At 64.3% G+C, this 14,815-nt stretch carries 12 protein-coding genes; 9 read left to right on the top strand and 3 right to left on the bottom strand.

Going from position 1 to position 14,815, the window contains the following annotated elements:
- The first annotated feature begins 22 nt into the window (after positions 1–22).
- The 6 genes from rpsF (at position 23) to alr (ending at position 4,844) form a co-directional block, all read left to right on the top strand.
- Positions 23–445: a 30S ribosomal protein S6 gene (gene rpsF, locus BLS61_RS04550; RefSeq protein ID WP_003246846.1), complete on the top strand. Its 423-nt coding sequence runs from the start codon at positions 23–25 to the stop codon at positions 443–445.
- 28 nt (positions 446–473) lie between these two features.
- The gene (gene rpsR / locus BLS61_RS04545) at positions 474–704 is read left to right on the top strand and encodes a 30S ribosomal protein S18 (protein ID WP_003246847.1); all 231 of its coding nucleotides are present in this window, start codon (positions 474–476) and stop codon (positions 702–704) included.
- Positions 705–740: 36 nt separating this feature from the next.
- Positions 741–1,628, top strand: coding sequence for a YybS family protein (locus tag BLS61_RS04540; protein ID WP_090427937.1), 888 nt, complete (start codon positions 741–743; stop codon positions 1,626–1,628).
- Between the two features lie 21 nt (positions 1,629–1,649).
- Positions 1,650–2,096, top strand: a complete 447-nt coding sequence (gene rplI, locus BLS61_RS04535) for a 50S ribosomal protein L9 (protein ID WP_003246849.1) — start codon at positions 1,650–1,652, stop codon at positions 2,094–2,096.
- Positions 2,097–2,213: 117 nt separating this feature from the next.
- Positions 2,214–3,608, top strand: coding sequence for a replicative DNA helicase (gene dnaB / locus BLS61_RS04530; protein WP_090427934.1), 1,395 nt, complete (start codon positions 2,214–2,216; stop codon positions 3,606–3,608).
- A 159-nt stretch (positions 3,609–3,767) separates the two neighbouring features.
- The gene (gene alr / locus BLS61_RS04525) at positions 3,768–4,844 is read left to right on the top strand and encodes an alanine racemase (RefSeq protein WP_090427931.1); all 1,077 of its coding nucleotides are present in this window, start codon (positions 3,768–3,770) and stop codon (positions 4,842–4,844) included.
- A gap of 160 nt (positions 4,845–5,004) precedes the next feature.
- On the opposite strand, the gene BLS61_RS04520 is transcribed toward alr, so the two are convergent.
- Positions 5,005–6,912: a diguanylate cyclase gene (locus BLS61_RS04520; protein WP_090427928.1), complete on the bottom strand. Its 1,908-nt coding sequence runs from the start codon at positions 6,910–6,912 to the stop codon at positions 5,005–5,007.
- Positions 6,913–7,194: 282 nt separating this feature from the next.
- On the opposite strand from BLS61_RS04520, the gene BLS61_RS04515 reads away from it, so the two are divergent.
- The 3 genes from BLS61_RS04515 (at position 7,195) to BLS61_RS04505 (ending at position 11,939) form a co-directional block, all read left to right on the top strand.
- Entirely contained in the window at positions 7,195–9,471 is a 2,277-nt protein-coding gene (locus BLS61_RS04515) for a YgiQ family radical SAM protein (RefSeq protein ID WP_090427926.1), read from the top strand.
- Positions 9,472–9,588: 117 nt separating this feature from the next.
- Positions 9,589–10,836 carry a parallel beta-helix domain-containing protein gene (locus BLS61_RS04510; RefSeq protein ID WP_090427924.1) on the top strand — a complete coding sequence of 416 codons (1,248 nt, stop codon included), beginning with the start codon at positions 9,589–9,591 and terminating at the stop codon, positions 10,834–10,836.
- Positions 10,833–11,939 (top strand): SO2930 family diheme c-type cytochrome, encoded by a 1,107-nt coding sequence (locus BLS61_RS04505; RefSeq protein WP_090427922.1) that lies wholly within the window; start codon positions 10,833–10,835, stop codon positions 11,937–11,939. Before BLS61_RS04510 ends, BLS61_RS04505 begins: the two co-directional genes overlap by 4 nt.
- A 5-nt stretch (positions 11,940–11,944) precedes the next feature.
- Here the strand turns inward: BLS61_RS04505 and BLS61_RS04500 are convergent, their stop codons facing one another.
- Positions 11,945–13,429, bottom strand: a complete 1,485-nt coding sequence (locus tag BLS61_RS04500; RefSeq protein WP_090427919.1) for a TolC family protein — start codon at positions 13,427–13,429, stop codon at positions 11,945–11,947.
- Positions 13,430–13,476: 47 nt separating this feature from the next.
- Positions 13,477–14,815: Ig-like domain-containing protein (locus BLS61_RS23625; protein WP_244157905.1), on the bottom strand; the 1,339-nt coding region annotated here is incomplete at its 5' end.

Genomic DNA, 14,815 nt, shown 5'->3' with positions numbered 1-14,815 from the left:
CTACAACCCGTAAGGAGCATTTATGCGTCATTACGAAATCATCTTCCTGGTTCACCCGGACCAGAGCGAGCAAGTCGGCGGCATGGTCGAGCGTTACACCAAGCTGATCGAAGAAGACGGTGGCAAGATTCACCGCCTGGAAGACTGGGGCCGTCGTCAGCTGGCTTACGCCATCAACAACGTCCACAAAGCCCACTACGTGATGCTCAACGTAGAGTGCACCGGCAAGGCCCTGGCCGAGCTGGAAGACAACTTCCGCTACAACGACGCCGTGATCCGTAACCTGGTCATCCGTCGCGACGAGGCCGTCACTGGCCAGTCCGAGATGCTGAAGGCCGAAGAAAACCGCAGTGAGCGCCGCGAGCGTCGTGAACGTCCTGAAAACGCCGAGTCCAACGACGGCGATGACAGCGACAGCAACGACAGCGACAACGCTGACGAGTAATCCACGGATCTATTGAGGAGCCAATCACATGGCACGTTTCTTCCGTCGTCGTAAATTCTGCCGCTTCACCGCTGAAGACGTGAAAGAGATCGATTTCAAAGATCTCAACACCCTGAAAGCCTACATCTCGGAAACCGGCAAGATCGTTCCCAGCCGTATCACCGGTACCAAGGCTCGTTATCAGCGTCAGCTGGCCACCGCTATCAAGCGCGCCCGCTTCCTGGCCCTGCTGCCCTACACCGACAGCCACGGCCGCTGAGATCGGACAGTCGACAAGCGTTAAGGAATAGATCGCATGCGTGCCCTGGCTGAATACATCATGCGCGGCCGTATGCAGGCCACCCTCGTGGTGGTGGGATCGGCAGCGATGCCGCTGTTGTTCTGGTTGAGTGCCGCCGCCGGCAGCCTGGTGCTGTTGCGGCGCGGAGCCAGCGATGCCATGGGCATCCTGGCCTGGGCCATGCTGCCGGCGATAGCCTGGTGGTACTTCGGCGAACCGCGCACCCTGCTGGTGCTGGTCGGTGCGCTGAGCCTGGCGTTGTTGTTGCGCGCCAGTTGGACCTGGAACCGCATACTGCTGTGCAGTGTGGCGCTGGGCCTGGTGTATGGCGTGGTCCTTGGGGCGGTGTTCCGCGAACCCATCGCGGCCATGGCCGGCGAGCTGCAGAAGCTGTTGCCGACCATGTTCGATGGGGCTCACCAGCAGTTGTCGGTGGGCGAACGCGAGCGCCTCGAGGCCCTGATCGCACCGGTGCTGACCGGATTGCTGGCGGCCTTGCTGCAGATCCTCAGCTTGCTGAGCCTGATTCTTGGGCGTTACTGGCAGGCCGTGTTGTACAACCCCGGCGGTTTCGGTCGCGAGTTCCGCGCCCTGAGACTGCCGCTGCCGCAGGCGCTGTTGCTGCTGGCGGGCATGATGCTAGGCCCCAATCTGGGGCCGCAGTTGGCCATGCTCACGCCGCTGTGCAGTGTGCCTTTGCTGTTCGCCGGGATCGCCCTGGTGCACGGTCTGGTGGAGAAGGGTGGGCTCGCTCGCTTCTGGCTGGTGGGCATGTACATCACGCTCCTGCTGTTCATGCAGCTGATCTATCCGTTACTGGTGGTCCTGGCCATCGTCGACAGTCTGTTTGATTTTCGCGGTCGTCTCGCTCGCAAGAGTGGGCCCGCGGACGGTGAAGGTTAAAAGTTAAGAGGTAAGACCCAAATGGAAGTCATCCTGCTGGAAAAAATCGCCAACCTGGGCAACCTGGGCGACAAAGTGAACGTCAAGGCCGGTTACGGCCGTAACTTCCTGCTGCCGCAGGGCAAGGCCACCGCTGCTACCGCTGAAAACGTAGCTGCGTTTGAAGCCCGCCGCGCCGAGCTGGAAAAACTGGCTGCCGAGAAGAAGGCTTCCGCCGAAGCTCGCGCTGCCCAACTGGCTGAGCTGGAAGTCACCATCACCGCCACCGCTGGCGATGAAGGCAAGCTGTTCGGTTCGATCGGTACCCACGACATCGCTGACGCCCTGACCGCCTCCGGCGTTGAAGTGGCCAAGGCCGAAGTTCGTCTGCCCAACGGTACTATCCGTCAGGTCGGCGAATACGACGTTGCACTGCACCTGCACACCGACGTCGAAGCCACCGTCAAGGTGATCGTGGTCGCTGCCTAACTCGCAGCCGCCAGGCGGGCTTGCACTCAGGTGCCGGTCTGCCAAAATCGGGCACGTCATTGCGCAAGCGGTGACGTGCCCGTTGTCTTTCTACCGCAGTATTTTCTCTTCGAGCCTATGAACGACATCAGCATTCCCGAGCAATACGACCTGCAGACCGCTGCCCTGAAAGTGCCGCCGCACTCCATCGAGGCGGAGCAGGCGGTGCTGGGTGGCCTGATGCTGGACAACAACGCCTGGGAACGCGTACTCGACGCCGTATCCGAGGGCGACTTCTATCGCCATGATCATCGCCTGATCTTTCGCGCCATCTACAAGCTGGCCGAACGCAACGCGCCATTCGACGTGGTTACCCTGTCCGAGCAACTGGACAAGGAAGGGCAGCTTTCGCAGGTGGGCGGCCTGGCCTATCTCGCCGAGCTGGCCAAGAACACGCCGTCGGTGGCCAATATCAAGGCCTATGCGCAGATCATTCGCGAGCGTGCCACGCTGCGCCAGCTGATCGGCATCAGCAACGAGATCGCCGACAGTGCCTATGCGCCGGAAGGCCGTACCGGCGAGGAAATCCTCGACGAGGCCGAGCGCAAGATTTTCGAGATCGCCGAGGCACGCCCCAAGACCGGCGGCCCGGTAGGCATCAACGACATCCTGGTCAAGGCCATCGACCGTATCGACCAGCTGTTCAACAACGGTGACGCGATCACCGGTCTGTCCACCGGTTTCGATGACCTGGATGACAAGACCAGCGGCCTGCAGCCGGCCGACCTGGTGATCGTTGCCGGTCGTCCGTCGATGGGTAAGACCACCTTCGCCATGAACCTGGTGGAAAACGCCCTGATGCGCAGCGACAAGGCGATCCTCGTCTACTCGCTGGAAATGCCCTCGGAATCCATCGTGATTCGTATGCTGGCGTCCCTGGGGCGCATCGACCAGACCAAGGTGCGTGCCGGTCAGCTCGACGACGACGACTGGCCGCGTCTGACCAGCGCGGTCAACCTGCTCAACGACCGCAAGCTGTTTATCGACGATACCGCGGGCATCTCGCCAAGCGAGATGCGCGCGCGTACGCGGCGCCTGGCGCGCGAGCATGGCGAGATCGGCCTGATCATGGTCGACTACCTGCAGCTGATGCAGATTCCCGGCTCCAGCGGCGACAGCCGGGTCAACGAGATTTCCGAGATCTCGCGCTCGCTCAAGGCCCTGGCCAAGGAATTCAACTGCCCGGTCATCGCCCTGTCGCAGCTCAACCGCTCGCTGGAGCAGCGCCCCAACAAGCGCCCGGTGAACTCGGACCTGCGTGAATCCGGAGCGATCGAGCAGGATGCCGACATCATCATGTTCGTCTACCGCGACGAGGTCTATCACCCGGAAACCGAGTACAAGGGCGTGGCCGAAATCATCATCGGCAAGCAGCGTAACGGTCCCATCGGCACCGTACGCCTGGCCTTCCTCGGCAAGTACTCGCGCTTCGAGAACCTGGCGCCGGGCAGCTACCAGTTCGAGGATGAATAACAGCGCGCGCAGTGTTGGAGCGAGCTCTGCTCGCGAATCACGCCGGGTGAACGTTTCGCGAGCAGAGCTCGCTCCTACGGCAACGATCTGATCTCGCTCAATGAAAACGGGTGCCCAGCGGTTAAGATGGGCGCCCGTTTTCCGTTCAGGCTCCCCCTCATGCGTCCGCTTGCCGCCATCGTCGATCTCTCCGCCATCGCCCACAACTATGCCGTGGCCAAGCGCTGCGCGCCGGGACGCCAGGCGTTCGCGGTGGTCAAGGCCAATGCCTACGGGCATGGCGTGCGCGAGGTAGTCACCGCGTTGCACGAGGTGGCCGACGGCTTTGCCGTGGCCAGCATGGAGGAAGCCGCCGAGGTGCGGGCCATGCATGGCGAAGCGCGCATCCTGCTGCTCGAGGGCTGTTTCGAGGCCAGCGAGTACGCCATCGCCGCGCAGCTCGGCCTGGATCTGGTGGTGCAGAGCGCGGCGCAGGCCGAAGCCCTCATCGCCAGCGAGCTGTCCAGGCCGATCAATGTCTGGCTCAAGCTGGATTCCGGTATGCACCGCCTGGGTTTCGACACTGCCAGTCTGCGTCAGTGGCATGCGCGGCTCGAGGCGGCCGAGCAGGTGGCCGAGCTCAATCTGCTCAGCCACTTCGCCTGCGCCGACGAGCGCGGTCATCCGCTCACCGAGCTGCAGGTCGAACGTTTTCTCGAGCTGCTGGACCTGGATTTCAATCATCGCTCGCTGGCCAACTCGGCGGCGGTGCTGACCATCCCGGCCGCCCACATGGACTGGCTGCGCCCAGGCATCATGCTCTACGGTGCCACGCCTTTCGCCGACCTCAGCGCGCGCGAGCTTGGCCTGAAGCCGGCCATGACCCTGGCGGCGCGGGTTATCGCCGTGCGCGAGGTGGCGGTCGGGGAAAGCGTCGGTTACGGCGCGACCTGGGTTGCCCAACGGCCGTCGCGGATCGCCACGGTCAGCTGCGGCTATGCCGACGGTTACCCGCGCCACGCACCCAGCGGCACGCCGGTGCTGGTCGATGGGCAGCGCGCGTCGCTGGCTGGCAGGGTGTCGATGGACATGCTGGCGGTGGATATCACCGACCTGCCCGAAGCGGGTATCGACTCGCCGGTTGAGCTGTGGGGCGCGCAACTGCCGGTGGACGAGGTGGCGCATGCCAGCGGCACCATCGGTTACGAGCTGCTGACCAAGGTCACCGTGCGCGTGCCGCGGCGCTATATCGGTTAGCAGGCTGTTGAAAAACTACCTGCGTTGCCATTGCTGCGTTAAAAACAGGCTCGTGCGCGAGTCCGATCAAAATACTCATTTACAGCTCGTAAACTGCGCTTTTTCGCCTGTTTTTGCCTTGCACTGGCTGCCTCGCCTACGTTTTTCAACGGCTGCTAGCCTAGGCCAGGCCGCTGGGCACTTTGAGCACGTCCAGCTGCAGGCAGGCCTGCTCGCTCAACTCACCGTCATCGCCGTGCACGCGCGCGCCAGAGCGTCCCCGCTCCTTGACGCGATAGAGGGTCTGGTCGGCGATCTTGTACAGCCCGGTGAAGTTCCTGGCATGGCGCGGGTAGAGGGCCACGCCGATGCTGATGGTCACCTGCAGGCGCTCGGCGCCGAAGTGCACCGGCTTGGACAATTCGGCCAGCAGGCGGTCGGCGATCTCCCGGGCCTGGCGTTCGGCATCGCTGCCGCAGATCAGGGCAGCGAACTCGTCACCGCCCAGGCGCGCGACCGCATCGCCCGCACGTACATGCTCGCGCAGGCGCTTGGCGATCACCTGCAGCATTAGGTCGCCGGCCGCGTGGCCGAAGCGGTCGTTGATCGGCTTGAAGTGATCCAGGTCGATCAGCAACAGAGCCACGCTTTCCTTGTGCCGTTCGGCATGGCCCAGCGCCGATTCGCAGCGCTCGACCAGGTAGCGGCGGTTGGGCAGGTCGGTCAACGGGTCGTGGAAGGCGGCATGCTGCAGTTCACGCTCGCGCTCGCGCAGCTGTTCGTTGGTTGCCGCCAGTTCCGCCGTACGTGCGGTCACTGCAGCCTGCAGCTCAGCGGCGCTGGCCTGCAGTTGGGCCAGGCGCGCGGTCTTCTCGCGGTCGGCTTGCTGCAGCGCGACGGCGCGCTCCTGCTTGAGTATCTGGATGCGGTAGGCAAGGGCGAAGGAGAACAGGATGGATTCTGCCGCCACGGCCACCGGGAACACGTAAGCATTCCACTGTGCCGGCTGCAGCACGCCGGTGGTGCGCAACAGCAGAATGCCCACGCTGCCGAGTACCAGGCCGTAGCCATAGAGATACAGCTGCGCCGGAAAGAAACCCTGGCGCCAGCGGATCAGCGCACTGCCCAGCGCGGCGGGAATGCTGGTCAGCGATAGCAGGGCGATGGCCCAGGCGGCGAGGTGGCGCTGGTCGAAGAGGGTGAGCACGATCGCGACGAGGTAGATCACGCAGGCCATGTTCAGGAGGTGATGCGCCCAGCGCACATGGAGCTTGGTCTGCAGCAGGGTCTGGGTGAAACGGCTGGCGAACAGGCCCCACAGCGACGGCAGGGTGATGCGGTCCAGCCAGGCCGGCACCGGGTGGTTCGGCCACAGGTACTGCGCCCCGTGGCCGGTCATGCTGAGAATGAACAGCAGGGCGAAGGCGGTGGTCAGCACGTACCAGAAATAGGCCTTGTCGCGCAGCGAGATGAGGATGAACAGGTTGTACAGCAGCAGCGCAAAGACCACCCCATAGATGGCGCCGAGCGCCAGGTTCTCGCGGGCTGCCAGTTGCTTGAGATCGTCTGCCTGCCAGATGCGCAGCGGGAAGGAATTACCGGCAGGGTCGAAGGCGCGCAAGTAGAAGGTGGTCGGTTGCTCATCCAGGGCGGGCAGGTCGAAGACCATGCGCCGGTAAGGGTGGTCGCGGCTTGCGTCGAAGGGCACGCGTTCGCCGGACTGACGTGATAGCCAGCCACCCTGGCCGTCAGGTTGGTGAAACTGCAGGTCGAGCTGCGTCACCGAGCCCACTTCCAGCACCCAGAGGGACGGGGCGCGGCTGTCTCGCTGCAAGGTGAGCTTGATCCACCAGGGGTTCAGGCTCTGGCCGACGCTGGCGCGGCCATTGGCCGGCTGGAAGCGCGACTGCTGTTCGGCAGAGGCAAGGTCGGCGATGGTCAGGGTGCCCTGGGTATCTTCCAGCAGTTCGATATGGGCGTTGAGCGGCATGCCGCTGCTGGCGTCGGTGAGCACCACCGACGCCATGGCCTGGCCTGTGGCCGACAGTCCGAGCAGAAGAGCGAGCATGAAGGCGAAGCGCTGCAGCATAGGTGTCCTGGAGTCGGCTGACCGAGTACTTGAGTATATGCACAGGATGGTTATCGGACGAAAACAAATATGGCGTATGGCTATTGCAGCGAAAGGCCCGATTTTTCCGTGTTTTCGTCATGAGGGTAGGGACCCCGGCAGCGAGGCGAAGGGTTTCAGCCCCGGCGCTTGAGCGCTCGCCAGCATCAGCTGCGGTGGCATTAAACCCAGTGCAATAGTCTGGTTTGGTCAATTTTTGTGCTATGATCCGCGCCCCTCGTGAACGCCAGCTGATCAAAAAATATGCAAGCCGCCAAGCCGCTGTTCGACTATCCCAAGTACTGGGCCGAGTGTTTCGGGCCTGCGCCCTTCCTGCCGATGAGCCGGGAAGAGATGGATCAGCTCGGCTGGGACAGCTGCGACATCATCATCGTTACCGGTGATGCCTACGTCGATCACCCCTCGTTCGGCATGGCCATCATCGGTCGCCTGCTCGAAGCTCAGGGCTTCCGGGTCGGCATCATTGCCCAGCCGGACTGGCGCAGCAAAGACGACTTCATGAAGCTCGGCGAGCCGAACCTGTTCTTCGGCGTGGCGGCCGGCAACATGGACTCGATGATCAACCGCTACACCGCGGACAAGAAGATCCGTTCCGACGACGCCTACACGCCCGGCGGTCAGGCCGGCAAGCGCCCCGATCGCGCCAGCCTGGTCTATAGCCAGCGCTGCAAGGAGGCCTACACCCACGTGCCGGTTATCCTCGGCGGCATCGAGGCATCCCTGCGCCGTATCGCCCACTACGACTACTGGCAGGACAAGGTGCGCCGTTCGATCCTGATGGACGCCACCGCCGACATCCTGCTCTACGGCAACGCCGAGCGCGCCGTGGTGGAAATCGCCCAGCGTCTGTCGCGAGGCGAGAAGGTCGAAGCCATCACCGATGTGCGCGGCACCGCCTTCATTCGCCGCGACACTCCCGAGGGCTGGTTCGAGGTCGACTCGACCCGTATCGACCGCCCCGGCCGCGTCGACAAGATCATCAACCCCTACGTCAACACCCAGGACATGGACGCCTGCGCCATCGAGCAGGCCAGGGGGCCGGTCGAAGACCCCAACGAAGCCAAGGTCGTGCAGATTCTCGAAAGCCCGCGCATGACCCGCGACAAGACGGTGATCCGCCTGCCGTCGTTCGAGAAGGTGCGCAACGACCCGGTGCTCTACGCCCATGCCAACCGCGTGCTGCACCTGGAAACCAACCCGGGCAATGCCCGTGCGCTGGTGCAGAAGCATGGCGAGGTGGACGTCTGGTTCAACCCGCCGCCCATTCCCATGACCACCGAGGAAATGGACTACGTGTTCGGCATGCCCTATGCGCGCGTGCCGCACCCGGCCTATGGCAAGGAGAAGATCCCGGCCTACGAGATGATCCGTTTCTCGGTGAACATCATGCGTGGCTGCTTCGGCGGCTGCACCTTCTGCTCGATCACCGAGCACGAGGGCCGCATCATCCAGAACCGTTCGCACGAGTCGATCATCCGCGAGATCGAGGAAATGCGCGACAAGGTGCCGGGCTTTACCGGCGTGGTCTCCGACCTCGGCGGGCCGACCGCCAACATGTACCGCATCGCCTGCAAGGACCCGGAAATCGAGAAGCACTGCCGCAAGCCGTCATGCGTGTTCCCCGGTATCTGCGAGAACCTCAATACCGATCACTCCTCCCTGATCGAGCTGTACCGCAAGGCGCGTGCGCTGCCGGGCGTGAAGAAGATCCTGATCGCTTCCGGTCTGCGCTATGACCTGGCGGTGGAGTCGCCGGAGTACGTCAAGGAACTGGTTACCCACCACGTCGGCGGCTATCTCAAGATCGCGCCGGAGCACACCGAGCGTGGCCCGCTGGACAAGATGATGAAGCCGGGTATCGGCAGCTACGACCGCTTCAAGCAGATGTTCGAGAAGTACTCGAAGGAGGCGGGCAAGGAGCAGTACCTGATCCCGTACTTCATCGCCGCGCACCCGGGCACCACCGACGAGGACATGATGAACCTCGCCCTGTGGCTCAAGCGCAACGGTTTCCGCGCTGACCAGGTGCAGGCCTTCTACCCCTCGCCGATGGCCACCGCCACGGCCATGTATCACTCGGGCAAGAACCCGCTGCGCAAGGTCACTTACAAGAGTGATGGCGTGACCATCGTCAAGAGCGAGCAGCAGCGTCGCCTGCACAAGGCCTTCCTGCGTTATCACGATCCGAAAGGCTGGCCGATGCTGCGTGAGGCGCTGGAGCGCATGGGCCGCAGTGATCTGATCGGCAATGGCAAGCATCACCTGATTCCCACCTACCAGCCGCAGACCGACGAGTATCAGAGCGCACGGCGCAAGAACTCGACGCCGGCCGGCAGCAAAAAGGTGGGCAAGGTGCTGACCCAGCACAACGGCCTGCCGCCGCGCGCCAGCGATGGTGGCAAACCCTGGGACAAGCGCGAGCAGGCCAAGGCGGCGGCTTTCGCCAAGCTGCAGGAGCAGAAGAAGGGCGGCAAGCCGGGCGGCGGGAAGAAGAAGCCCAGGCCGGTCGCGCCGCGCTGAATGGGAACGCCAGCCTAGTGCTGGCGTTTTCTTGTCTGGCGGTCGATTCGGGCTGCTCTTGGTTTTTGTCTAAATTGGTACTAAGGTTCCAATTAAACAAAAATACTGGAGCCCGCCATGCGCACCGCCGCCTTCGCTCTGCTCGCGCTGCCCCTGCTGCTGACCGCATGCGGGGATTCCGAAGCGCCGCCCGTCGCCAATCTCGACTTTCAGAAACAGCTGCAGACCCAGCTGATCAAGGCCAAGCCCGGTGAGGTGATCGAGATTCCCGCCGGGACCTGGCAGCTCGACCGCAGTCTCAGCCTCAAGGTCAGCGGGGTGACCCTCAAGGGTGCCGGGATGGACAAGACCATCCTCAACTTCAAGGGCCAGAAGTCCGGTGCCGAAGGCCTGCTGGTGGATGCATCCGACTTCACCATCGAGGACCTGGCGCTGGAGGACACCAAGGGCGATGCGCTCAAGGTGGTCGGCGGCAGGAACATCATCATCCGCCGCGTGCGCACCGAATGGACCAACGGTCCGGCCACCGAGAACGGTGCCTATGGCATCTACCCGGTGCAGACCGAGAACGTGCTGGTCGACGGCGTGGTGGCCATAGGCGCCTCGGACGCCGGTATCTACGTCGGTCAGTCGCGCAACGTGGTGGTGCGCAACAGCCGCGCCGAGCGCAACGTCGCCGGCATCGAGATCGAGAACACCATCGGCGCCGACGTCTACGACAACGTCGCCACCGGCAATACCGGCGGCATCCTGGTGTTCAACATGCCTAACCTGCCGCAGCCGGGGCACACCACGCGGGTCTACCGCAACAGGGTCGAGGGCAACAACCACAAGAACTTCGGGCACAAGGGCACGCCGGTGGCGAGCATCCCGGCCGGCTCCGGCGTGGTGATCAACTCCAACGACAAGGTGGAGATCTTCGACAACGATATCGGCGAGCACCGCACCGCCAACGTCATCGTCAGCAGCTACTTCAGTACCGGCTACACCGATCTCTCCACCGAGGCGGATTTCGATCCCTACCCGGAGGCCATTCATATCCATGGCAACCGTTTCGGCCCGGGCGGCGACAGCCCCGACAACCTCGAACTGAAAGCGCTGAAACTGGCAAAGTTCGGGCTCAACGGCCGCCTGCCCGACATCCTCTGGGATGGCTACGTCAACCCGGACAAGCTGGTGGATGGCAGGCTGCCGGCCGAACTGGCGATCTGCATCGACAATGGCGAGGCCGGCATCGTCAACGTCGACGGCCCTGGCGGCTACAAGAACATCAGCACCGACATGACGCCGCATCGTTGCGAGCTGCCGCGCCTGCCCGCGGTCGAACTGCAGGCGGCGCTGGCCGAGGCGGGTGACGAGGCATGAGAGCCGGCTGGCTGTTGCTCGCCACCCTGTTGCTCGGCGCCTGCGAGCAGCAGCGCGCGCCCCTGTACCTGCCCAGCGGCGAGGACTATCCCGACAAGCTCAGCGCCTGGGGCGTACTGCAGCAACGCGGCGGCCAGCTGCAGCCGGCCGCCGGTGTGTTGCCCTACGACCTCAACACGCCGCTGTTCACCGACTACGCGTACAAGCTGCGCACCGTCTGGATGCCCGAGGGCCGCAGCGCGCAATACGCCGAGACGCAATTCGACTATCCCGTCGGCACCGTGCTGAGCAAGACCTTCTACTACCCGCGCGATGCAAAGGGCCGGCTGCTGCGCAGCGAGCAGCACGGCGTCGAGGCGCTGCAGCTCGATCGGGTGCGGCTGCTGGAGACGCGTATCCTGCTGCGCCAGGAGCAGGGCTGGGTGGCCTTGCCCTACGTCTGGGACGAGGCCCAGCGCGACGCCACCCTGGACTGGGCCGGCACCAGTTTCGATCTGCAGCTGCAGGATGCGACTGGCGAGGTACTGGCGGTGGACTACCAGGTGCCGGACGCCAACCAGTGTGCCGGTTGCCATGAACAGCAGGCGGGCAAGGGCGTGCAGCCGCTGGGGCCGAAGGCGCGGCACCTTAACAGGAATTACGCCTATGCCGATGGCACGGTCAATCAGCTGCAGCGCTGGCAGGCCGAAGGGCTGTTGCAGGGCGTGCCGGCCGACCTGGCCGGGGTACCGCGCAATGCACTGTGGGGCGCACCGCGTGAAGGGGAGAGCCTGGAACATCAGGCGCGCAGCTATCTGGACGCCAACTGCTCGCACTGTCACAACCCTGAGGGGCCTGGGCGCACCTCCGGGTTGTATCTCGACCCGGCCACGCCGCTCGGCATCGCCTATGGGCTCTGCAAGCAGCCGGTGGCGGCGGGCAAGGGCTCCGGCGACCGCCTGGTGGATATCCACCCCGGCGCGCCGGAAAAGTCGGTATTGAGCTTTCGCCTGCACAGCACCGACCCCAGCGTCATGATGCCCGAACTGGGCCGTTCCACCTCCCACCGCGAAGGGCTGGAGGTGATTGATCGCTGGATCGCCAGTCTCGACGGCGAATGCTGATCAGCCTATAGCTGGCCTGCCTGCCACTGCGCCTCGCGGTTGGCGAGGGCGGTTGCGATGTCCGCGACACTGTCTGATGCGATGCTCTCCGGCAGTGGATCGAGGCCGACGCTGGCGAACAGCTGGCCGTAGCTGTTGCGCAGCTCGGCGTAGGCGAGGTCGCGGCGCAGGTCCGCTTGTAGCGTGTTCAGTTCGCCCTGAATCAACTCCAGTTCGCCGATGCCCTGTGCCTGGTAGCGATTGCGCAGCTGCTCTACGATCTGCCCGTCCAGGCCGGCCAGTTGCTGGCTGGTCTGGAACTGGCGCTGCGCTTCGCGGAAGTTGGCGTTGGCAACGTGCAGCTGGGCGAGGATGGCCATCGACATGGCCTGGCGCCGTGCATCGGCAACCTCCTGGCCGGCCTTGGCGACATCGATGGCGGAGGGCGCCGAGAGCACGTTGAACAGGTTCCAGGTCACCTTCACGCCGTAGTCGGCCCAGCTCTGGTTGACCAGGAACGAGTTGCTGTCGTAATGGCCGCCAGCGGAGAACTCCAGACCAGGCAGCAGACGCAGCATGGCCTTGCGGGTTTCGGCGGCACTGATGCGCGCCTGGTAGTCCTGCTCGCGCAGTTCCGGTCGGCTGGCCAGCGCTTCCTGTTCCAGCGTACCGAGTTCCACCTTCAGCTCCGGTACCTGATAACCGGCTTCGGGCGCCAATTCGACCTGGGTGCCCAGTGGCAGGTTGATCAGGGTGGCCAGCTCGGTCTTGGCCAGCGACAGGGCGCGGCGCTGCTCTTCCAGCTGGCGGGTGGCTTCGATCAGCGCACGCTGGTAGCTCAGGGCCTGAATCGGATCGCCGATGCGCTGCTCGCTGAGGCGCTGGCTATTGTCGCGCGCCTGGGCGACGCGGGCCATGAGGCTGTCGATCTGGGTCAGCAGGCGATCGGCGGCGACGGCGCGCCAGTAGGCCGAGCGCACGTCCTGGATGATGGTATGCAGCACCTTGCGCCTGCGCTCCTGCACGATCAGGCGCTGGTCGCCCTGCTGCTTGGCGCTGACGTAGCTGACACCGAAGTCCAGCACGTTCCACACCATGGTCAGGTCGGCCACGCCACGGTCGCGATCCTGCGAGGTGGAGGGTTCCAGCGACTGGGTGCCGGTGCGGATGCTCTCGCTGCTCGATGCGCTGATGTTGCTGCGTCCGGCGTAGCCGGCCGACAGCGCCATGCGCGGCAGCATGTCGAAGGTGGCCAGGTCGACCTGGCGTTGCGCCATGGCCTCTTCCATGACCTTCAGGCGCGCCTCGAGGTTGTATTTCACCGCACGGGCCATGGCTTCATGCAGGGTCAGCGGGCCGCTGAGCGGCTCCTGGTCCCTGAACATGATCGCCAGATCCTGCTGGGCACGTTGTTCGCTGACGCTACGGTCGATGGGCTGGCTGGTCACGGCACAACCGGTCACTGCCAGCGCCAACAGGCTGATGCTGAAAAACTTCGCTGCTTTGCTCATCCTTGGGCCGCCCCCTGGTACGGCACTCGTTGTTATCTGTCGTGTCATCATGCTTGCGGCGTGGGCAACGGCATCTGTCCCAGTGCCCAGGCGATATCCCTGATCTGGCGCTCTTCGCTGTCACCGATCTGTTGCAGCTGCTGGCCCAGTGTCGGCGCTCCGAGAATCTCCCCTGCGTCCAGGCCACCACCGAGCGTGCCACCCCAGCGTAGCTGGATTTCACCGGAATCCTGCGGCACCTCCTTGCTGAACATGCTGGAGAAACTGCTGGTGCCGAAAACGCCGCCGTCACCGCCACCAAAACCGAGGAAGCCGATACCGCTGCCGTTGCCAAAACCGCTGTCGCTGCGGGCGAACACCTGGGCGATATAGCTGGGGGCCAGCGCACCGTTGTTGATGAAGATATTGCCCAGCGTGGGTATACCGCTGCCAATGGTTGGCACGTCGAACAGCGGTGGCGGTAGCAGGGGCGAGGTGGTGATGGGCGGCGGCAGGCTGGGCACGTCGGGCTGTATCGGTGCGTTGGGCGTGGTCGGCACGCTGGGCGTCGGGTTGGCGCGGAATTCCGGGTCGCCGGTGTTGAGCCCGCCCAGTGTGTAGCCGACGGTCGTGAAGTCGCTTTGCAGCGCGTTGCCGACGCCGTCGACGATGCCGCTGCCCGTGGCCGCGAGCGAGAGACCGAGGGTGCCCTGGCCGGTCACGCCACCGACGGTGACGCGGTAGGTGCGCGCATCGACCTGCACCAGCGAGAGCAGCGTGCCGCTGGCGCTGCCGGTGGTGGCCAGGGCGAAATCGGCCAGGTCGACGCCACTGACGTTCTCGTCGAAGGTGACCGTGAAGCTGAGGGTGGTGTCCCGAGTCGGCGAGGGGCCGTCCAGGGCGATGCCGGTGACCTGGGGGGGCGCGGTATCCACCAGAACGCCTGCAGTGGCGCCGACGTTGTTGAGCGCGGTCTGGGCGTCGTTGCCGGCAGCATCGCGCAGGGTTGCGCCATTGGCATCGAAGGTGGCGCCGACGGCAATGCCGTTGCTGTCCTGCTGACCGTTGGCGACCGTCAGACGGAACACCAGCGCGCTGCCGCCCGAACCGCTGAGGTAGTTGGCGTAGACGGTGCCGCCGGTATCCAGGGTGATGGCCAGACGCGGGGTGCCACCGCTGGTGTCGACGGTGACGTTCTCGCTGAAGTTGACGGTGAAGTCGAGGTTTTGGCCGGCGCCGTAGGTGCCGTTGGTGGGCACGCTGACGGAGGTGACGGACGGGGCGAGGCTGTCGATGGCGTAGTTGTTGGAGGTGGTTGTGCCAACCCCGGTGTTGCCGGCGGCATCGGTGTAGCCGGTGTTGTCCAGGGTGATCAGGTTGGTCGAATCGGTGACATCGGCGTTCGGT

Source organism: Ectopseudomonas guguanensis, from assembly GCF_900104265.1.
GTDB lineage: Bacteria > Pseudomonadota > Gammaproteobacteria > Pseudomonadales > Pseudomonadaceae > Aquipseudomonas > Aquipseudomonas guguanensis.
The sequence above is the reverse complement of the archived record's forward strand: the minus strand, read 5'-3'. Positions and strand labels throughout refer to the sequence as shown.